The sequence below is a fragment of the Vibrio algivorus genome, from assembly GCF_030161215.1.
In the GTDB taxonomy this organism is placed as follows: Bacteria; Pseudomonadota; Gammaproteobacteria; order Enterobacterales; family Vibrionaceae; genus Vibrio; species Vibrio algivorus.
This window is the reverse complement of the sequence record NZ_BSPV01000009.1, coordinates 19,918-41,113: the sequence shown is the minus strand read 5'-3', so window position 1 is coordinate 41,113 and position 21,196 is coordinate 19,918. Positions and strand designations below refer to the sequence as shown.

Annotated in this window: 22 protein-coding genes; 1 reads left to right on the top strand and 21 read right to left on the bottom strand. The window is 41.3% G+C overall.

What is annotated here, in order from left to right:
• Nucleotides 1–22: 22 nt before the first annotated feature.
• From hisS to trmJ, 16 genes are all read right to left on the bottom strand, one after another.
• The gene (gene hisS / locus QQJ93_RS12555; protein ID WP_089123487.1) at nt 23–1,291 is read right to left on the bottom strand and encodes a histidine--tRNA ligase; all 1,269 of its coding nucleotides are present in this window, start codon (nt 1,289–1,291) and stop codon (nt 23–25) included.
• 30 nt (nt 1,292–1,321) lie between these two features.
• On the bottom strand, nt 1,322–2,443 hold the full coding sequence (gene ispG, locus QQJ93_RS12550; RefSeq protein WP_089123488.1) for a flavodoxin-dependent (E)-4-hydroxy-3-methylbut-2-enyl-diphosphate synthase: 1,122 nt from the start codon (nt 2,441–2,443) through the stop codon (nt 1,322–1,324).
• A 7-nt stretch (nt 2,444–2,450) separates the two neighbouring features.
• Nucleotides 2,451–3,416 (bottom strand): cytoskeleton protein RodZ, encoded by a 966-nt coding sequence (gene rodZ / locus QQJ93_RS12545; RefSeq protein ID WP_089123489.1) that lies wholly within the window; start codon nt 3,414–3,416, stop codon nt 2,451–2,453.
• The gene (gene pilW / locus QQJ93_RS12540) at nt 3,406–4,167 is read right to left on the bottom strand and encodes a type IV pilus biogenesis/stability protein PilW (protein WP_089123490.1); all 762 of its coding nucleotides are present in this window, start codon (nt 4,165–4,167) and stop codon (nt 3,406–3,408) included. Before pilW ends, rodZ begins: the two co-directional genes overlap by 11 nt.
• A gap of 47 nt (nt 4,168–4,214) precedes the next feature.
• Nucleotides 4,215–5,333, bottom strand: coding sequence for a dual-specificity RNA methyltransferase RlmN (gene rlmN, locus QQJ93_RS12535; RefSeq protein WP_089123491.1), 1,119 nt, complete (start codon nt 5,331–5,333; stop codon nt 4,215–4,217).
• A 258-nt stretch (nt 5,334–5,591) separates the two neighbouring features.
• Nucleotides 5,592–6,017: a nucleoside-diphosphate kinase gene (gene ndk / locus QQJ93_RS12530; RefSeq protein WP_089123492.1), complete on the bottom strand. Its 426-nt coding sequence runs from the start codon at nt 6,015–6,017 to the stop codon at nt 5,592–5,594.
• A gap of 98 nt (nt 6,018–6,115) precedes the next feature.
• The gene (gene pepB / locus QQJ93_RS12525) at nt 6,116–7,411 is read right to left on the bottom strand and encodes an aminopeptidase PepB (protein ID WP_089123493.1); all 1,296 of its coding nucleotides are present in this window, start codon (nt 7,409–7,411) and stop codon (nt 6,116–6,118) included.
• 339 nt (nt 7,412–7,750) lie between these two features.
• Nucleotides 7,751–7,948 carry a Fe-S cluster assembly protein IscX gene (gene iscX / locus QQJ93_RS12520; RefSeq protein WP_089123494.1) on the bottom strand — a complete coding sequence of 66 codons (198 nt, stop codon included), beginning with the start codon at nt 7,946–7,948 and terminating at the stop codon, nt 7,751–7,753.
• Between the two features lie 28 nt (nt 7,949–7,976).
• Nucleotides 7,977–8,315, bottom strand: coding sequence for an ISC system 2Fe-2S type ferredoxin (gene fdx, locus QQJ93_RS12515; RefSeq protein WP_089123495.1), 339 nt, complete (start codon nt 8,313–8,315; stop codon nt 7,977–7,979).
• A 96-nt stretch (nt 8,316–8,411) separates the two neighbouring features.
• A complete protein-coding gene (gene hscA, locus QQJ93_RS12510) occupies nt 8,412–10,262 on the bottom strand; it encodes a Fe-S protein assembly chaperone HscA (RefSeq protein ID WP_089123496.1) in 1,851 nt (616 codons plus the stop codon).
• A gap of 61 nt (nt 10,263–10,323) precedes the next feature.
• The gene (gene hscB, locus QQJ93_RS12505) at nt 10,324–10,839 is read right to left on the bottom strand and encodes a co-chaperone HscB (protein ID WP_089123497.1); all 516 of its coding nucleotides are present in this window, start codon (nt 10,837–10,839) and stop codon (nt 10,324–10,326) included.
• A 114-nt stretch (nt 10,840–10,953) separates the two neighbouring features.
• Nucleotides 10,954–11,277: an iron-sulfur cluster assembly protein IscA gene (iscA, locus tag QQJ93_RS12500; protein ID WP_089123498.1), complete on the bottom strand. Its 324-nt coding sequence runs from the start codon at nt 11,275–11,277 to the stop codon at nt 10,954–10,956.
• 92 nt (nt 11,278–11,369) lie between these two features.
• A complete protein-coding gene (gene iscU / locus QQJ93_RS12495; protein WP_089123499.1) occupies nt 11,370–11,753 on the bottom strand; it encodes a Fe-S cluster assembly scaffold IscU in 384 nt (127 codons plus the stop codon).
• Nucleotides 11,754–11,786: 33 nt separating this feature from the next.
• Nucleotides 11,787–13,001 (bottom strand): IscS subfamily cysteine desulfurase, encoded by a 1,215-nt coding sequence (locus QQJ93_RS12490; protein WP_089123500.1) that lies wholly within the window; start codon nt 12,999–13,001, stop codon nt 11,787–11,789.
• A 33-nt stretch (nt 13,002–13,034) separates the two neighbouring features.
• On the bottom strand, nt 13,035–13,559 hold the full coding sequence (iscR, locus tag QQJ93_RS12485; RefSeq protein WP_089123501.1) for a Fe-S cluster assembly transcriptional regulator IscR: 525 nt from the start codon (nt 13,557–13,559) through the stop codon (nt 13,035–13,037).
• A gap of 101 nt (nt 13,560–13,660) precedes the next feature.
• On the bottom strand, nt 13,661–14,392 hold the full coding sequence (trmJ, locus tag QQJ93_RS12480) for a tRNA (cytosine(32)/uridine(32)-2'-O)-methyltransferase TrmJ (protein WP_089123620.1): 732 nt from the start codon (nt 14,390–14,392) through the stop codon (nt 13,661–13,663).
• Nucleotides 14,393–14,567: 175 nt separating this feature from the next.
• On the opposite strand from trmJ, the gene suhB reads away from it, so the two are divergent.
• Nucleotides 14,568–15,371 carry an inositol-1-monophosphatase gene (gene suhB, locus QQJ93_RS12475; RefSeq protein WP_089123502.1) on the top strand — a complete coding sequence of 268 codons (804 nt, stop codon included), beginning with the start codon at nt 14,568–14,570 and terminating at the stop codon, nt 15,369–15,371.
• Nucleotides 15,372–15,505: 134 nt separating this feature from the next.
• On the opposite strand, the gene secF is transcribed toward suhB, so the two are convergent.
• The 5 genes from secF to queA form a co-directional block, all read right to left on the bottom strand.
• The gene (secF, locus tag QQJ93_RS12470) at nt 15,506–16,456 is read right to left on the bottom strand and encodes a protein translocase subunit SecF (protein WP_089123503.1); all 951 of its coding nucleotides are present in this window, start codon (nt 16,454–16,456) and stop codon (nt 15,506–15,508) included.
• Between the two features lie 9 nt (nt 16,457–16,465).
• Entirely contained in the window at nt 16,466–18,316 is a 1,851-nt protein-coding gene (gene secD / locus QQJ93_RS12465; protein ID WP_089123504.1) for a protein translocase subunit SecD, read from the bottom strand.
• Nucleotides 18,317–18,355: 39 nt separating this feature from the next.
• The gene (gene yajC, locus QQJ93_RS12460) at nt 18,356–18,688 is read right to left on the bottom strand and encodes a preprotein translocase subunit YajC (protein WP_089123505.1); all 333 of its coding nucleotides are present in this window, start codon (nt 18,686–18,688) and stop codon (nt 18,356–18,358) included.
• 102 nt (nt 18,689–18,790) lie between these two features.
• The gene (gene tgt / locus QQJ93_RS12455; RefSeq protein ID WP_089123506.1) at nt 18,791–19,942 is read right to left on the bottom strand and encodes a tRNA guanosine(34) transglycosylase Tgt; all 1,152 of its coding nucleotides are present in this window, start codon (nt 19,940–19,942) and stop codon (nt 18,791–18,793) included.
• 183 nt (nt 19,943–20,125) lie between these two features.
• Nucleotides 20,126–21,175 carry a tRNA preQ1(34) S-adenosylmethionine ribosyltransferase-isomerase QueA gene (queA, locus tag QQJ93_RS12450; RefSeq protein WP_089123507.1) on the bottom strand — a complete coding sequence of 350 codons (1,050 nt, stop codon included), beginning with the start codon at nt 21,173–21,175 and terminating at the stop codon, nt 20,126–20,128.
• Between the last annotated feature and the right edge of the window lie 21 nt (nt 21,176–21,196).

Genomic DNA, 21,196 nt, shown 5'->3' with positions numbered 1-21,196 from the left:
TAAATAAATCGACTCAATAAAATTAAATAATGTTAGCTAAATGAGCAGCAACATCGGCTTGCGGCATAGTTTGTTGTTCACCACCAGCGAGATTTTTAACCACAATACTTTGCTCTGCTACTTCATTTTCACCCAATACCAGTGCAATAGTTGCGCCTACTTTATCCGCACGTTTGAATTGCTTCTTAAAGTTACCGCCGCCAAAGTGAGTCATAAGACGAAGTCCCGGTACTGATTCACGTAATTGCTCAGCAAACTTCATACCATTAACTAAAGTACCTTCACCTGCCGTCACTAAATAAACATCAACCGCTTTACGAGTGTCATTAAGCTCTAAGGTTTCTAGCATTAAGACTAAACGCTCAAGCCCCATCGCAAAACCGACTGCTGGAGCCGGTTTACCACCAAGCTGTTCAACTAGACCATCATAACGACCACCACCACAAACGGTACCTTGTGAGCCTAAGCTTTCGGTAATCCACTCAAAAACCGTTTTATTGTAGTAATCTAAACCACGAACTAAACGTTGATTAACTTGGTATTCAATGCCCGCAGCATCGAGTAATTCACATAGACCAGCAAAGTGGGCTTTTGAGTCATCATCAAGATAATCAGCTAATTGAGGTGCATCGACTAAAATTGCTTGGATTTCAGGGTTTTTAGTATCCAATACACGCAGAGGGTTGGTATACATACGACGTTTGCAGTCTTCGTCCAGCACATCAATATGCTGTTCTAAAAACTCAATCAAGACATTACGGTAGTGTTGACGAGCTTCTAAAGAACCAATCGAGTTTAATTCAAGACGAACATGCTTATCGATCCCCAACTCACGCCATAAGCGCGCAGTCATCATAATCAATTCCGCATCAACATCCGGTCCTTGTAAACCAAAAACTTCAACACCGACTTGGTGGAATTGGCGATAACGACCTTTTTGTGGACGTTCATGGCGGAACATTGGACCCATGTACCACAAACGTTGCTCTTGGTTATAAATCAAACCATTTTCAATTCCAGCACGTACACAACCTGCGGTTCCTTCAGGGCGCAGAGTTAAGCTATCGCCATTACGGTCTTCAAAGGTGTACATTTCTTTTTCAACCACATCGGTGACTTCACCAATTGCACGCTTAAATAGGTTCGTCATCTCAACGATTGGCATACGGATCTCATTGTATCCATAAGAGCTAACGACACGCTTCACAGCGTCTTCAACTTTATGCCAAAGTGGAGATTGTGTCGGAAGGCAGTCGTTCATACCTCGAATTGCTTGAATTATTTTAGTCACAGTCTTTACCGTTTATATTCGTATAGGTGATTATTTATCGATGTGGCTGATATCAATACGGTTATTGCTATCTAACATGGATGCTTTGGCGCGAATCTTCGCTTCTAGTTGATCGATAACATTATCATTATCAAAGCGCTCTTTCTGACGTTTACCATCTTCATAAAACGCACTTTTCTTATTACCGCCAGCGATACCCATGTGCGAAACTTCAGCTTCACCTGGGCCATTAACGACACAACCAATAATAGAAACATCCATTGGAGTAATGATGTCTTCTAAACGTTCTTCTAGCGCATTAACTGTACCAATAACGTCAAACTCTTGACGTGAACAGGTAGGACATGCGATGAAGTTAATGCCACGAGAACGAATACGCAGCGACTTCAATATATCGAAACCAACTTTAATTTCTTCAACAGGATTAGCGGCCAGAGAAATACGTAGCGTATCGCCTATACCTTCCGCTAGCAGCATACCTAGGCCAACAGCCGATTTAACAGAGCCAGCACGAGCACCACCGGCTTCGGTGATCCCTAGGTGTAATGGTTGGTCGATCTGTTTTGCCAGTAAGCGATAGGAATCTACGGCTAAGAATACATCAGAGGCTTTCACACTGACTTTAAATTGATCAAAGTTCAGGCGATCAAGAATATCAACATGACGCATTGCTGATTCCACTAATGCTTCCGCAGTAGGTTCACCATATTTTTGTTGAATTTCTTTCTCTAAAGAGCCGCCATTAACACCAATTCGAATTGGAATATTTTTGTCGCGAGCACAATCAACAACTGCACGAATACGGTCTTCATTACCAATATTACCAGGGTTAATTCTTAAGCAATCAACACCATATTCCGCTACTTTTAACGCAATGCGATAATCAAAATGTATATCCGCGACAAGAGGAACATTCACTTGTTGTTTAATTAGCTTAAAGGCTTCTGCTGCATCCATTGTCGGTACAGATACGCGAACAATATCCGCGCCCACTTTCTCAAGTGATTTTATTTGAGCGACAGTTGCTTCAACATCAGTAGTGCGAGTGTTAGTCATTGACTGAACAGCAATAGGTGCACCATCACCAATTGGCACGTTACCAACATAAATACGGGTCGACTTACGTCGTTTAATAGGAGATTCGTGTTGCATAATAATTCTACGGTAATGTCAATCGGGCCACTTTACCTGGAGTATACTTAGAAAGATCAACAGGTTCTTCAGCTAACGAAATAGACACGCCTTCAGGAGCGCCTAAAATAATAGAGTAAGGTGCTTTACCCGTTAAGGTTAAAGATTCACCGGCTTTTTTCAGTCCAGTCGCAAGTACTGAGCCTGAGCTATCTTTTACTTGTATCCAACAATCATCTTTAAAGTTCATTGCTAGAACATTATCCGTTTGTTGTTGTGTTGAATCTTGAGCAACATCTTGGCTTTCTGCTTGGGTAGATCCTAGCGTCTCTGAGGATTCAACGGCATTGTCACCCAATGAAACTTGCTCTGTTTCTATCGCTTCTGATTGAGTGTCTACTTCAGGCTGATTATCGCCTGCCTCTGTAGAACCTAGTTCCGATGGGGTTGATAATTCAGCGATTACATCTTCTTCAGAAGCAAGCTCTTTTGGAGCACCTTCTACTTGTTCAGGCTCACTCACAGCGTTTTCTTGTTGCTGAGAAGACAGAGATGAAGGGGATAATGTGTCAAGTTGGTGATTCTGCCACCACCATACTGATGAGATCCCGATGATGACAACTAAGATCCCCCAAGTTAAACGCATGATACGATTATCATGTTGTTGTTTCTTGGTTTTTTGAGAAAAGCTATGCATAGGCTGTTCTTTATGCTGCCCTCTTCCCGACTCTTCTAGAGCTGCAAGGATATCTTTCTCTTTGATGCCAACGGCCTTAGCGTAAGATCGAAAATAGCCACGAATAAATGTGGCTACATGATGGCTATCGAAATGATTACTTTCGATATTTTCAATCACAGATACTTTTAAGCGTAAACGTTCAGAAATGTCCTTCTGAGTTAACCCTAATTCTTCTCTTCTTTGGCGTAATATTTCACCAGGAAGGATTTTGTGATTGTCTGATTTTTGCTCTAACTCGTTATTTTCAGTACTCATTCTGCCTGTACTTCTGATATTGGACAGAGTCTGGGTATTTAGTCTTAAGTATGTTGCCATATTTAGACACTAGCTCAGGATTATTGGCTTTGTTTTCTAGTTTTATTAACAAGCCTAAGCTAACTGGACGGTACCCATATCTCTTATTAAACTTTAATAGTCGAACCCTTGCATCGGAAAACTCGTCCTTTTCGATTTCCAACTCAGCCAATTGTAATAACGACTGAGACCTGCTGGGATCATGATCAAGAGCACGAGAAAAATAATTCCTTGCCTTCTCCTTATCACCACTTTTTAGGGCACATAATCCAGCATTTTCATAACTGGCTGCGACTAAGTAATAATAAGGTTGCTCTATCGCGCGGTTAAAAAATTCATCCGCTTTTTCATACTCGCCTTGTCGACATAAAAATGCACCGTAGTTATTTAAGACATCCCCATTTTTAGGAGAACTATCCAATGCATCTTCATAAGCCTCTTCAGCTAATTCGTATTCACCAACTCGTTGATAATAATACGCTACCGAATTCAAAGCTCGATAATAAGAAGGCGCATATTTAACAGCCATCTCAAGGTTTTCTCGAGCTTTCACCATATTGCCTTCTTCCAAGTACCCCAAACCTAATGAGATTCTTGCTTCCGACGCTTTTATATTATCAAATTTAGCAGTGTTTGGCTTGTCGGTCACTGTAACACAACCAACTAAGAAACTAACTACTAAAGTAAAAACTAACTTTTTTATAGAAAACATTGGATTCCACCTAATTTAGGAGTGGGAACCAATACCATCTATATTTATCAGACGGCTTTTACAGGAATAGGTTCCCCTTGCTGTTTCTGCTTTGTACGTTTTGTTCGATCGATCACATCTCCGACAAGCTGGCCACATGCCGCATCAATATCATCACCACGAGTTTTACGTACCGTCACCGTATAGTCATATTGCATTAAGGTTTTCATAAAACGGTCAATACGAGAATTACTTGGCTTTTTGTATGGTGACCCAGGATAAGGGTTAAATGGAATTAAATTAATTTTTGCCGGGGTATCTTTTAACAACTCTGCGAGCTGCCTAGCATGTTCCATATCATCATTAACGTGATCGAGTAAAACATACTCAATCGTCACTTTGCCTCGATTGGCATTTGAAGTAGCAATATAGCGACGAACTGACTCTAAGAAATCCTGAATATCCCAGCGATCGTTAATTGGCATAATCTGGCTGCGCAACTCATCGTTAGGCGCATGCAATGAGATCGCAAGTGCCACATCAATGTTTCCGGTCATTTGGTCAAGGCCAGAAACCACGCCAGAAGTAGAAACCGTCACACGGCGTTTAGATAAGCCAAAACCAAGATCATCAAGCATGATCTCCAGAGATGGCATCAAGTTTTTCATATTCAGTAATGGTTCGCCCATTCCCATCATTACCACATTGGTAATTGGGCGACGACCAGTTACTTTTTCTAAACCAATTTCACGTGATGCTCGCCAGATTTGGCCAACAATTTCGGACACTTTTAAGTTACGGTTAAAGCCTTGTTGCGCGGTCGAGCAGAACGTACAAGCGAGTGCACAACCAACTTGAGATGACACACATAGCGTCGCACGATCACCATCAGGAATGTAAACCGTCTCAACATCTTGATCGCCAACACGCATTGCCCACTTTATGGTGCCATCATTCGAATGCTGAGCTTCAGATACATAAGGGGCACGAATTTCACAACGCGCTTCTAGTTTGGCTTTAAGCGCTTTATTGATATTACTCATTTGTGAGAAATCATCACAACCAAAATGGTAGATCCATTTCATGATCTGATCGGCACGAAATGCCTTTTCATTCAGCTCTTCGGTAAAAAACTGGCGCAAACCTTTACGGTCAAAATCCAGCAGATTTACTTTTGTCATGGTCATGGTTTTCTCACTAATGGAACGATAAATAAGGGCGCGAATTGTACAGGGTTTATACACTCACAACAAGGTTTGTTCAGTATGTACTGTTCAAATAACTGTACGCCAAGCCATTAGGGTATCAGTGAAGTGACAAGTAAATTGGGGTTGAATAAACGTCGCTAACAAAACGGTGCCCTTAAATACAAAACGTCTATAAAAAAAGAGACCTTATTGGTCTCTTAAGTATAGTGGAATTCTATCTGAATAAAATTCTAATGCTTAACGTGGGCAAATTTCTGATTCAGGGAAGAAATATTCAATTTCACGTGCTGCCGATTCTGGGCTATCCGAGCCATGAACAGAATTATGACGCATGCTAAGCGCATAATCTGCACGTAAAGTACCACAAGCAGCTTCTTCTGGATTGGTTTTTCCCATTAACTCACGGTAACGAGCAATGGCATTTTCACCTTCCAATACTTGCACCATAATCGGTCCAGATGTCATAAATTCTTTTAATGGCTCAAAAAACGGTTTACCTTCATGCTCAGCATAAAAGCCACTCGCCTGCTCTGCTGTTAAATGCACCATTTTAGCAGCAACAATCGACAACCCAGCTTTTTCCATTCGTTGATAAATGTCACCAATGAGATTACGTTCAACCGCATCGGGCTTAATGATTGAGAATGTTCTTTCTAAAGCCATATAAAATCCTTTGGTCTTATTTTTATTTTAGTCAGCAAGAGGGAGAAAATGACTCCCCCTAAGCTTTATGTTGTGGTTAGTTTGCTTATTTTGTGTAGTTATTTTGCTTGATCTATCAAAATTCTAGCTAACGTTCTTACGCCCATCCCTGTTGCTCCTGCCGACCACTTATCACTTGATGATTTACGATAAGTACCTGAGCAGTCAAAGTGTAACCAACCTTTTTTATAATCTTCGACAAAATAAGACAAAAAGGCGGCGGCTGTACTTGCACCAGGGCTGTATGCCGCTGACGAGATATTCGACATATCGGCAAAGTTTGATGGCAGCATATTACGATGGAAATCGGCTAACGGTAATTGCCACAAACCTTCTGATTCTTGCTCTGCACTTTTTAGAGCTTTCTGTGCAAGCTTGTTATCGAAAGTGAGTAAAGCATGATAATCGTTACCCAACGCATTTTTGGCTGCACCAGTTAAGGTGGCACAATCAATAATCAGCTTTGGTTTTTGCTCACTAGCATACATAAGGCCATCGGCTAATACTAAGCGACCTTCTGCATCAGTATTCATGACTTCAACAGTCTTACCATTTTTATAAGTAATGATATCACCTAGTTTTAATGCGCGACCGGAGATCATATTTTCAGCGCAGCATAAGATAAGTTTCACACGCTTATTCAATCCACGAGCAATCGCTAATGCCAATCCGCCGGTAATAGTACCTGAACCGCCCATATCTGCTTTCATTGAATCCATAAAACCAGATGCTTTAATGCTATAGCCACCTGAGTCAAACGTGATCCCTTTACCTACCAAACAAGCATAAACTGGTGCGTCATCATCGCCGGTTGGGTTAAAGTCGAGTTGTAACATAGCAGAGGTACGCTCAGAGCCTCGACCTACTGCATAGATACCTTCCCAACCTTCGGTTAACAGATCTTTATCTTTTATGATCTTGTAGCTAACACTGCCTTCTGGGGCTACAGATTTAATAAATTCACCTGCCATAGTGGCTAATTGGCGAGGAGCTACTTCTTCGGCGCTTCTATTAATAATGTCACGAACCCAATCAGTTACCTTAATGCGTGCTTCCAGCTCTAATTGCGCTTCATTATCTAATTGAGGCCAAGTAACACTATTACCTTTTTTTGAAGAACGGAAACCTTGAACAAAAGCCCAGATCGTTTCCAAATCCCAGCTTTCACCGGTCAGCTCAACATGTTTAATACCTTGTGAGTCAAGTTTACGTGCTGCACGTTGTGCCAAATCAAAATCAGATGCTGATGGTAAGTGAATCATCGCACCGTCGGCAGAAAAAGAAAGTAGTGCCTTTTCGCCCCATTGCGCTGGAGCGGCTTCACGAGTAATACTCACTGATAGTTGTGTTGACATTTTTACTCCTTACCTAAATGTCTGGGGAGCCCTTAAAACCAAATAGGCTGTCATTATTTGAGAAGATACAAGCACACAGTCTGTTTTATTCCTACTGAAACTCGTATCTTGAAGTTACTTGGGTATATAAATTAGATTTATACTTAAGTACGAAAGGTATAAAGCTAAGCTATATCATAATGCTAATCATCACAAGTATCATAATAGCCGTGATAACTTGTGACTTTGACCTTTATTTACAACTGATCTGGGTATTTTTACTCTAAAAAATCTTCAGACAAAATAAAAGCCTCCGAAGAGGCTTTATATAAATGAAAATCGAGAGTGTTATACCTACGGTTAAATTTCATCTAACCAACAAAGTAAAATAGCTTCTAAGATTTTTTCATTGGAACGATTGGGTTCATCATCAAAATCCTCAAGCTCCGTGATCCATTGGTGCATATCCGTAAAACGTACGGTCTGAGGATCAAGGTCTGGAAATTTATCCGCGAGTTCAATGGCAATATCTTGTGAATCCGTCCATTTTAATCCCATGTGCTACTCCTTGCTCTACCAGATATTATTAGTGATTTTCCGATGCTAAGTTGATGGTGTAGCGAGGAATTTCAACCACCAAATCTTGATCTGCGACTTTCGCTTGGCAACCTAAACGAGATTCAGGCTCTAACCCCCAAGCTTTATCTAACATATCATCTTCTAATTCTTCACTTTCCTCTAATGAATCAAATCCTTCACGAATCACAATATGGCAAGTGGTACATGCACATGATTTTTCGCAAGCATGCTCAATGCCAATGCCATTTTTCAATGCCACATCTAATACTGATTCCCCTGTTTGTGCTTCTAATACTGCACCTTCTGGGCATAAATCTTCGTGAGGTAATACAACAATCTTAGGCATAATTCATCCTACTTCAATAGAGTTATTATAAGTTTTATTTACTTATAATATATTGTCTATGCAACTGGTTAAGTATTCTTAACCAATATCCATTAATTAAATATTATCGACTGACTGTCCAGCTAATGCCGCTCGAATTGATACATCCATTCGACGCGATGCAAATTCTTGGCTGGCTTTATCAGTGTTTTTAATTCCTTGCTCAATCGCATCAGCATCTTGACCATTACGTAGTTGGATCAAAGTTCTTACCGAGTCTTCTAGTGCTAAGTATTCTTCTTTACTTAGTAGCTGTTCACCATTTTCTTGTAGAGCAACTAATAAGCCTTCAATCACTCGGTCTGCTTCAACTTTTTGCTCAGCTAACGCACGAGCTTGCATGTCTTCTTTAGCATGAGTCATTGAGGATCTCAGCATATCGGCGATTTCAGTATCACTTAAACCGTAAGAAGGTTTCACCTGAATATCGGCTTGTACGCCAGTACTCTTCTCCATTGCCGTCACTGAAAGCAATCCGTCAGCATCAACTTGATAAGTCACACGGATATGCGCTGCCCCCGCTTTCATTGGCGGAATACCATTTAGAGTAAAACGAGCTAGTGAACGACAATCATCAACCATTTCACGCTCACCTTGTGCGACGTGAACTAACATAGCGGTTTGACCATCTTTGAATGTGGTGAACTCTTGCGCTTTAGCAACAGGAATAGTGGTATTGCGTGGAATGATTTTCTCAACCAAGCCGCCCATGGTTTCGATACCAAGGGAAAGCGGGATCACATCCAATAACAGCATGTCTGAATCGGGTTTATTACCGATTAGGATATCCGCTTGAATTCCGGCACCAATTGCCACAACTTCATCTGGGTTAATGCTAGTCAAAGGTGTACGGCCGAAAAAGTCACCAACCATAGTACGTACAAGTGGAGTACGAGTTGAACCGCCTACCATCACAACTTCGCTGACCTCTTCTGCAGTCACATCGGCATCTTTTAATGCACGACGACATGATAGTAAGGTTTTTTTAACCAGAGGCTGAATAATGTCATTAAATTGTTCTCGGGTTAACGTAATAGTTTGACCCAGTACTTCAACACTAACTTGTTGATTATCTGACAAACCGATTTTGGCTTGAGTTGCCGCATCCAATAAGACTCGGTGCTGCTCGGCACTTAATTTATCAAGCTGACCAACTTGCTGCTTAAAATAACCTAATAAAAGATCATCAAAATCATCACCACCTAGTGCAGAATCGCCGCCCGTAGCCAGCACTTCAAATACACCTTTTGATAGACGTAATAGTGAAATATCAAAGGTACCGCCACCTAGATCATAAACAGCAATCACACCTTCTTGGCCTGAATCTAACCCATAAGCTATCGCAGCGGCAGTTGGTTCGTTCAATAAACGAAGCACTTTCAATCCAGCTAACTCAGCAGCATCTTTAGTGCCTGCACGCTGAGCATCATCAAAATAAGCTGGAACAGTAATCACAACGCCCTCTATCTCATGGGCCAGAGTACTTTCCGCTCGCTCAACTAAGCTTTTTAAAATTTCACTTGAAACCTGAATAGGATTGACTAAACCAGTAGGAACTTGAATAAGTGGTAGACCATTATCACTCGCTTGAAATTGATAAGGTAGGTCGGTATAGCGCGATTGAACGTCGTCAAGTGAACGACCAATAAGCCGCTTCACTGAACTAATAGTATTTTTTGGATCTTGTTGCGCTTTTTGTTTTGCCTGTGCACCAACTGACACGCCATCTTGAGAATAATGAACCACTGAAGGCAAAATTGCGGTTTGGTTTTCATCAACCAAAGGAGTGCATGAGCCACTTCTTACTGCGGCAACAAGAGAGTTGGTAGTACCTAAATCAATCCCTACGGCGAACTTATGCTCATGTGGTGCGGCACTTTGACCAGGTTCTGCAATTTGAAGTAGCATATTCGGAACTATCCTTTCTATATTGGCTAATAGAGATTAAACAAGCATTAACTCTAAAGCTTTAACCAAGCAACTTATCTTCAAGTTGCTCGATTTCATATCTTAATTTATTAACAAACTTAAGCTTTCGAACACCATCCGCAGCGCTATCCCACTGCTCGCTTTCAAGCTGTTTTTTTAATTGTGCGAGTTGCTGTTGATACATTGTTTGAATTTTACTATCGAAATCAAATAAAGCACTTTCTGGCTCATTAGATTGAGCGATAATTTCAATTTCTTCTCGCAATTCCATCTGTTCCATTAAGAACATAGGATCACTCATTGTTTGCTGTTCAGCACGAATATCAATACCTTGTAGAGCAAGGATATATTCTGCTCGAGAAATGGGTGATTTTAAAGTCTGGTAAGCATCGTTGATTTCTGCAGCTTTCTGCACTGCCATTAAACGATCACGCTCGGAAGCGGAGGCAAATTTATCAGGATGAAAACGACGTTGGAGATCACGGAACGTTTCAGACAAAGTATTATTATCTAACTCAAACTGGTTAGGTAAGCCAAATAATTCAAAATGGTTCATAGCAATAATTCGTGCCTACTACTTGGCCAATAACATAACCGTAATGATTCGTCACCGACGCTTAAAATGGCAATGGCACCCTATTTAGAGTGCCATCGTTCCTAATATTAAGGATTATACGTTGAAGCTTTCACCACAACCACATTCACCTTTCACATTAGGGTTATTAAATTGAAAGCCTTCATTTAACCCTTCTTTGACAAAATCAAGCTCGGTGCCATCAAGGTAAACTAAACTTTTAGGATCAATTATAATCTTTACTCCATCATGTTCAAAAGTTTGATCTTCTTCGTTAAGTTGATCGACAAACTCTAAAACATAGGCCATACCAGAACACCCTGTTGTTCTTACACCTAAACGAAGACCAATGCCCTTGCCTCGGTTTTCCAGGAATGTTCTTACGCGATTTGCTGCCGCGTCTGTCATGGTGATGGCCATACTGCAACCTTGTGTATATCAATAAATAGGATGAAAATTTAAAAGATGCCTAAGTCAAATAGGGAAAGGAGAGTCCTTCCCCTAATTTAACATTATTGCTGATGTTTCTTTTTATAATCCGACACTGCCGCTTTAATTGCATCTTCTGCAAGAATTGAACAGTGAACTTTTACTGGTGGTAATGCCAGCTCTTCTGCGATTTCAGCGTTTTTAATTGAAGCCGCTTCATCTAGGCTTTTGCCTTTAACCCACTCAGTTACTAACGAGCTTGATGCAATAGCAGAGCCGCAACCATAGGTTTTAAATTTCGCATCTTCGATAATACCTTCTGGTGATACTTTAATTTGTAGTTTCATAACGTCACCACAAGCTGGAGCACCTACCATACCGCTACCGATAGAAGGATCTTCTTTATCAAAAGAACCGACGTTACGTGGGTTCTCATAATGTTCAATTACTTTTTCGCTATACGCCATAATGTTTACCTCGAATTCTCGACTTCCTTGAGATTAATGATGAGCCCACTCAACGGTGTTCAAATCAATCCCTTCTTTGTACATGTCCCATAATGGTGACATGTCACGGAGTTTGTCTACTGCTACACGAATTTGTTTAACGGCATAGTCAATTTCTTCTTCTGTCGTAAAACGACCAAAAGAGAAACGAACTGAGCTGTGTGCTAATTCATCATCTAGCCCTAGCGCACGTAATACATATGAAGGCTCAAGGCTGGCAGATGTACATGCAGAACCCGAAGATACTGCAAGATCTTTTAGCGCCATCAATAATGATTCACCTTCAACAAAAGCAAAGCTTACATTTAAGTTGTTTGGTAGGCGCTGCTCAAGATCGCCATTAATTGTCACCGCTTCCATATCTTTGATGCCGTCTAACAAGCGATTACGCAGTGCTAACGCATGGTCATAATCTTTTTGCATATCTTGTTTAGCGACGGCAAAAGCTTCACCCATACCAACGATTTGATGAGTTGCTAAAGTACCAGAACGGAAACCTCGCTCATGGCCACCACCGTGCATTTGTGCTTCTAAACGGATGCGCGGTTTACGACGAACATAAAGTGCACCAATACCTTTAGGGCCATAAATTTTATGTGCAGATAAAGAAATCAAATCAACTTTTAATTCTTTAGTATCAATAGGTAATTTACCTGCTGATTGTGCTGCATCGACATGAAAAATTGTTTTATTTGCGCGACATAATTCACCAATTGCTTCGATATCTTGAATAACACCGATTTCATTGTTGACGTGCATAATAGAAACTAGAACAGTATCTTCACGTAATGCTGCTTTAAATTTCTCGATATCAATTAAGCCATTACTTTCAGGCTCAAGGTATGTTACTTCATAACCTTCACGCTCTAGCTGACGACATGGGTCTAACACAGCTTTATGCTCAGTTTTACAAGTGATGATATGCTTACCTTGCTTACCATAAAAGTGCGCAGCACCTTTAATCGCAAGGTTATCTGATTCTGTAGCACCAGAAGTAAATACAATTTCACGTGGGTCTGCATTTAAGATGTCTGCAATTTGCTCACGAGCATGATCAACTGCTTCTTCTGCCTGCCAACCAAATCGGTGAGAACGCGATGCTGGGTTACCAAAGGTGCCATCCATCGTCATAAATTGAACCATTTTTTCCGCCACACGCTGGTCAACCGGACATGTCGCTGAATAGTCAAAATAAATAGGCAGTTTCATTCTTTACTCCAATGTGAAAACTTTTCGCTCACGTTAAAGGCGAGCATTCATACCAACAGTGTCCGCTTTGTCATTCTTTTCTGAAGCGTAATTGTTATTACCAAAGCTGTTATTCACTATTAGCTCAATATTCTGGCGCTCAGAGATATCAAGAACTTCATTGTTCATCATAAGTTCCCCAAGCGTAATACCATCTAAGAACTCACTAATGCGAGCACTCAAATCATGCCACAAGGTATGAGTTAAGCAGCGTACGCCACCTTGGCAATCGCCTTTACCTTGACATTTTGTTGCGTCAACCGATTCATCAACGGCTGAAATCACAGTACCGACTGCGATCTGATCCGCTTCGATACCAAGGCGGTAACCACCACCTGGACCACGTACACTCGCCACTAAACCGGCTTTACGTAATCGTGAAAAAAGTTGCTCCAAGTAAGATAATGAAATCCCTTGGCGTTCTGAGATATCCGCTAATGGCACAGGTCCTTGGTTTGAATGTAAAGCCACATCCAACATTGCTGTTACCGCGTATCTTCCTTTTGATGTAAGTCTCATATGCACCGTACCCACAGTAAGTATGTGGGGACTATGATTCCATACCATACTAAAATGGTCAAGTATTCATTTGACTATTTTAGTCAGGTATTCGTAAGTAACTATTTTTTATCAGAAATAGACTTTTCAATCGAAGTTAAAATGCCTCGTAGCATATTTAATTCTTGAACTTCAGGACGAGCCCGGCTAAACAAGCGACGTAATTTATTCATCACCAGGTTTGGTTTATCTTTAGAGATAAACTGGGTCTTCAAGATGGTGTTTTCAAGGTGCTGATAAAATAATTCTAATTCTTTATGTCTCGGGTACTCTTCAGTGACTGGTTCCGGGTATTGTCCAGCTTGCTTGTTAAGCCAAGCCATACGGATCTCATAACTTAAAGTCTGTACCGCCATCGCTAGATTAAGCGAGCTATATTCAGGGTTTGCAGGAATACAAACATGATAATGGCACTTTTGCAGCTCTTCATTGGTTAGGCCGGTTCTTTCTCGGCCAAAGACTAAAGCAACTTTGCCTTTTTCAGCTTCTTGAATAAATTTTTCACCACACTCGCGAGGCTCAAGCATTGGCCATTCAAGTGTACGAGAGCGAGCACTTGACCCAACGACTAATTCGCAGTCTGACACCGCTTCATCTAAGGTTTCTACAATGCGTGCATTTTCCGCCACATCACCGGCACCAGATGCCAAAGATAGTGTCTGTTCATCGACTTGACACTGTGGTGAAACCAAGACTAATTCAGTTAACCCCATCACCTTCATTGCTCTTGCTGCAGAACCGATATTCCCTGAATGTGAGGTGCCGACTAAAATTACTTTTACATTGTCTAACATAGCAGTCTTCGCCATAGTGAAAATTAACCGCATAATATCATACTCCAAACCAAATAAATGCTACCTTAACCTAGACAATTTACGAGTGAGCAAAAAATAGACGCTTTCTATTTAGATAAACTCTGGTATACTGCACGCCGCTTTTTCGTTCTTTAACATCCGTTGGGAAAATTATATGCATCCTATGCTAAATATCGCTATTCGTGCTGCACGAATGGCTGGCAACCATATTGCAAAATCATTAGAAAACACTGACAAGATTGAATCTGCTCAAAAAGGTCAGAACGACTTTGTCACAAACGTCGACAAAGAAGCAGAACAACTGATTATCGATACCATCAAAAAGTCTTACCCTGATCATTGCATCGTAGGTGAAGAAGGCGGTTCAATTGAAGGTAAAGATACTGATGTTCAATGGATCATTGACCCACTGGATGGCACTAATAACTTTGTAAAAGGCTTCCCTCACTTCTCAGTTTCAATTGCTGTGCGCATGCGCGGTAAAACTGAAGTTGCTTGTGTTTACGATCCAATTCGTAATGAGCTATTTACTGCTCAACGTGGTTCTGGTGCTCAATTAAACAACGCTCGTCTACGTATAAACCCAATTAAAGATTTGAATGGCGCTATTCTTGCAACTGGCTTTCCATTTAAACAAAAACAACATGCAGAAAGCTTTGTAAAAATCGTTGGTGGCCTGTTTACAGAATGCTCAGATTTCCGTCGTACTGGTTCTGCAGCTCTTGATTTATGTTATTTAGCGTCTGGCCGTGTTGATGGTTATTTTGAACTAGGTTTGAAACCTTGGGATATCGCAGCAGGTGAGCTTATTGCTCGTGAAGCCGGTGCTATTTTGACTGATTTCGCTGGCGGTACTAACTACCTTACTTCTGGTAACTTAGTCGCTTCAAGCGCACGTGGTGTGAAACACATCCTTAAACACGTTCGTGAGCACTCTAACGAAGGTATGATGAAGTAACTCATTCTTATCATAGGATAAACGCCCGCTGATACTCTCAGCGGGCGTTTTTATTTGTCCGCTTTCTGGTTTCTCGATATAAAAAAGGCTTTGAAATGAAATTCAAAGCCTTGATCAGTTAAACGATTACAAGATTAAGGTATCATTGACTCTTGGTCTGCACCTTCTTTCTCAACTTGTGTTGGCATCAAGTGCTCACGTGTTAAGCCTAGTTTTAACGCTAGTGCAGAGGCCACGTAAATGGATGAATAAGTACCTACGGTAATACCAAGTAATAATGCCAGTGCAAAACCGTGAATATTCGCACCACCTTGAGTGAACAATGCAATAACTACAAACAAAGTTGTACCAGAAGTAATCAAAGTACGGCTTAACGTTTGTGTAATTGAGTTGTTCATGATGTCACCTGGTAGACCATTACGCATCTTACGGAAGTTCTCACGAATGCGGTCAAATACTACGATGGTATCGTTGAGTGAGTACCCCACTACCGTCAACAATGCTGCCACGATGGTCAGGTCTATCTCAATTTGTAGCAATGAAAAGATACCTAGTGTAATAGTCACATCGTGCGCTAATGCTAATACTGCCCCAGCAGACAAACGCCACTCAAAACGCATAGATACATACATTAAGATACAAAGCAGTGAAATCAGAATAGCTAAACCACCCGCTTCCGCTAATTCATCGCCAACATTAGGTCCAACAAATTCAATACGCTTAAGTGTAACTTGATCACCAGTACCTTGTTTTAATGACTCAAGTACTTGGTTACCTATCACTTCACCTTTTGCATCTTCACGTGGGCGCATACGCACCATCACATCATGTGCAGAACCAAAGTTTTGAACTGTGGCATCGGCAAAGCCATCTTTAGCTAGTGCTTCACGTAGTACTGGTAGATTGGCAGGGTGTTCAAATGACACCTCAATCAAAGTACCACCAGTAAAGTCTAACCCCCAATTAAACCATTTAGTTGAAATGGTAAACAAAGATGCAGCGATCATTAGGCCAGAGAACACAAAGGCAAACTTAGACCAACGCATGAAGTCGATCGCTTTGGTAGTTTTCAATATTTGAAACATGACTCTTCCTTAGATCGACAATTTCTTGATATTACGCTTGCCGCCATACATCAGGTTAACCACACAACGTGTGCCGATAATAGCCGTAAACATAGACGTTAAAATACCGATAGACAGAGTAACCGCAAAGCCTTTAATCGCACCTGTACCCACTGCAAATAAAATTATTGCGGTGATAAGCGTGGTAATATTTGCATCTGCAATGGTACTAAAGGCATTGGCATAACCTTGGTGAATCGCTTGCTGAGGACTACGTCCCTCTTTCAGTTCTTCACGAATACGCTCAAAGATAAGCACGTTCGCATCAACAGCCATACCAACGGTTAACACGATACCGGCAATACCAGGTAAGGTCATTGTTGCCCCTGGAATCAAAGACATCACACCAATAATTAACACTAAGTTAGCCATTAATGCCATGTTGGCAATAAAGCCAAATCGACGGTAGTAGATCAGAGTGAAGAGCATTACTGCCACCATACCCCAGATACAAGCTTGAATACCTTTATCAATGTTTTGTTGCCCCATTGATGGACCAATAGTTCGTTCTTCTACGATTGAAATTGGCGCAATCAAGGCACCAGCACGTAATAAGAGTGCTAAGTTGTGCGCTTCTGCCGCTGAATCAATACCAGTAATACGGAAGCTACGACCTAAAGCAGATTGAATAGTCGCTTGGTTAATCACCTCTTCGTGCTTAGCTAGTATCACTTTACCTTCTGGTGTGCGTTTACCACTGTCTTTATATTCGGTAAAGACTGTCGCCATTAACTTGCCAATATTTTTCTTTGAGAAGTCAGCCATTTTATTGCCGCCTTCACTATCAAGAGAAATATTTACTTGAGGGCGACCATACTCATCGGTACTAGAACTTGCATCCGTGATACTTGAGCCACCAAGAATTACACGCTTTTTCAATACTGCCGGACGACCATCTTTATCAAATTTAACTTCACTACCTGGTGGTACACGACCAGCCGCTGCAGCTGCCAAATCAGCTTTATCATCAACCTGACGGAATTCAAGTGTTGCTGTAGCACCCAAAATTTCTTTAGCGCGAGCAGTATCTTGAACACCTGGTAATTCAACTACGATACGGCTTGCACCTTGACGCTGGACAAGAGGTTCAGCAACACCTAGCTCATTAACACGGTTACGTAAAATTGTAATATTTTGCTCAACAGCGTAGTTACGAATTTCAAGTAAACGAGCTTCATTAAACTTAGCAATCAATGCGTTGTTTTTGCCTTCAGTAAACACCATATCGCGATGCTTATCAGCAAGGATGCTCTTCGCTTGTTCAAGTTGTTCTTCATTACGTAAAACAACTTCAACAGCGTCCTTACCGGAAGGTCGAATAGCACGGTAACGAATACGTTCATCACGAAGATCGCTACGGAAAGATTCTTCTTGTTGGCCAACGAGTTTTTCCATCGCAGCATCCATATCCACTTCCATTAAGAAGTGAACACCACCACGTAAATCAAGGCCAAGCTTCATTGGGGTTGCACCGATTGAATCAAGCCAATTCGGTGTCGCAGGGGCAAGGTTTAAAGCAACAATATAATCTTTTCCCATTGATTGGTTGATTACATCGCGAGCAGTAATTTGAGAATCAGTATCTTTAAAACGAATAAGAACAGAACCGTCTTCTAATGCAACAGATTGGGTTTCAAGATCGTTTTCTTTTAATACGGTATTAATAGAATCCAGTGTAGACATGTCAACTGAGGCGCCACGCGCCCCAGTGACTTGTACCGCAGGATCTTCACCGTAAATATTTGGAAGGGCGTAGAGCGCACTGATTAAGATGACAGCAGCCACCATCAGATACTTCCATAACGGGTAACGGTTTAGCACAGCGGGTATCCTTTAGCTTTTATAGCTAGCTAACTATAATTAAAGAGACTTAAGTGTACCCTTCGGTAGCACAGCAGTAACGAAATCTTTCTTGATTGTTACTTCATTATTTTCATTTAAAGCTAATAGGATGTAGTCATTATCGTCTGAAATCTTAACGATTTTACCTACAAGACCACCACCAGTTAGCACTTCATCACCTTTTGACATTGATGCCATAAGGTTTTTATGCTCTTTTACACGTTTCGCTTGTGGGCGATAAATCATGAAGTAAAAGATAAGCGCAAACATACCAAGCATGATGAACATTTCCATACCACCGCCAGCTGGGCCTGCACTTGCAGCGTGTGCTTCTGAAATAAATAAGCTCATTAAAACATTTCCTTTTTCTGATTTTGATAATTTGTTTTTAGATTGGGGTGCTCTTTACTTTTTTCAAGGCAAAGAGCAGCTTAACCCACTTAAAATACGATGTTATTGTGATGAATCACTCATTCGTAGTTCTTTTTGTAATGGTGGTACTTCTCGATCACGACGAGCATAGAACTCTTGTACAAATTCCTCAAAACGATCCTCATCAATTGCAAGGCGGATGCTTGCCATTAAACGTTGATAATAACGAAGATTATGAATGGTGTTTAAACGCGCACCTAAAATTTCGTTACAACGGTCAAGATGATGTAAGTAGGATTTCGAGTAATTCTTACAAGTGTAACAATCACAATGTGGATCAAGCGGTGATGTATCCGTTTTATGTGACGCATTACGAATCTTAACCACGCCACCTGTTACAAACAAATGCCCGTTACGCGCATTTCGAGTTGGCATCACACAGTCGAACATATCAATACCACGGCGTACACCTTCAACTAAATCTTCCGGTTTGCCAACTCCCATTAAGTAACGAGGTTTGTCTTCCGGTAATTGTGGGCATGTATGTTCTAGCATGTGGTGCATATCTTCTTTAGGTTCACCAACCGCAAGACCACCTACTGCGTAGCCATCAAAACCAATTTCGGTTAACCCTTTTACTGATACATCACGAAGATCACCGTATACACCGCCTTGAACAATACCGAACAAGGCATTTGGGTTTTCCAATTTGTCGAAATGATCACGACTACGTTGCGCCCAGCGTAATGACATTTCCATCGACTTACGCGCTTCTTCATGGGTCGCAGGGTATGGAGTACATTCATCGAAAATCATCACGATGTCAGATCCAAGATCTTTTTGAATTTCCATCGACTTTTCAGCGTCCATGAAAATGCGATCGCCATTCACAGGGTTACGGAAGTGCACACCTTCTTCGGTGATTTTGCGCATTTTACCTAAGCTAAATACTTGGAAGCCGCCTGAATCGGTCAAGATAGGACCTTGCCAGTTCATGAAGTCATGCAAGTCACCATGTAATTTCATGACCTCTTGACCAGGACGAAGCCATAAGTGGAAAGTATTACCTAGCAAGATCTCTGCACCAGTATCTTTCACTTCTTCTGGCGTCATGCCTTTTACTGTCCCGTAAGTACCCACAGGCATAAATGCAGGGGTTTCAACAGAGCCGCGCTTAAAGGTTAAGCGTCCACGACGAGCAACGCCGTCTTTTTTAATTAGTTCGTATTTCACGAAGCCTCCAAAATGTCGGATAAACAGTCCAACGATATAAAAGCGCTTAGGTTTCTAGGCCCTAGTGACTAGTCCCTAGAAAGTTATGCGCTAACAATTTATTACTTAACTCAATATATCGATGTGATAACGACAAACAGCGAGCTTTTCGTCTTTTCCTAGAAACTAGGAACTAGATACCCATTACTGCTTTTTCGTTACAAACATCGCATCGCCATAGCTAAAGAAGCGATATTGTTGTTGTACAGCATGCTGATAGGCATTCATCACATGCTCATAACCGGCAAAAGCGCTCACTAACATAATTAGCGTCGACTCTGGCAGGTGGAAGTTGGTGATCAAGACATCCACCAGCTGGTATTCATAACCTGGGTAGATGAAAATTTCGGTATCACCAAAAAAAGGAGCCAATTCTGTGCCCTTTTGCTTAGCATCTTGCGCCGCACTTTCTAATGAACGCACCGAAGTCGTCCCCACTGCAACAACTCGACCACCACGAGCTTTAGTGTCAGCAATCGCATCAACCACTTCTTGTGGTACTTCCACATATTCAGAATGCATGTGGTGATCATTAATATCATCAACACGAACTGGTTGAAAAGTACCTGCGCCAACATGCAGAGTCACATACGCAAACTCGACACCTTTGGCTTTAATTTCATCTAAAAGTTCATTATCAAAATGCAGCCCAGCGGTTGGTGCAGCAACCGCTCCTGGTTTTTGATTATAGACGGTTTGATAACGCTCTTTATCAGTATCTTCATCAGGACGATCAATATAAGGTGGCAATGGCATGTGACCAATTTCATTTAAAATGTCGAACACACCTTTTTCATGCTCAAAATGAATTTCAAATAATGCCTCATGACGTGCAACCATAGTGGCTTGATATTCATCATTTTCACCTAAAAATAGCACATTACCTGGTTTGGGAGATTTTGACGCACGTACATGAGCAAGAATCGAATGTTCATCCAATACTCGCTCGACCAAGATTTCAATTTTACCGCCTGACTCTTTACGACCAAATACTCGCGCTGGAATTACGCGAGTATTATTGAATACCACTAAATCCCCTGGCTGAACGAGATCCAACACATCTGTGAACTTACCATCTGTTAGTTCACCACTATTACCATCTAACTGTAATAGTCGGCTTGCAGTACGCTGCGGTTGAGGGTAACGAGCGATGAGCTCATCGGGCAAATCGAAGTCAAAATCAGATACTTGCATGAGGGGTCACTTTTTTAAGGC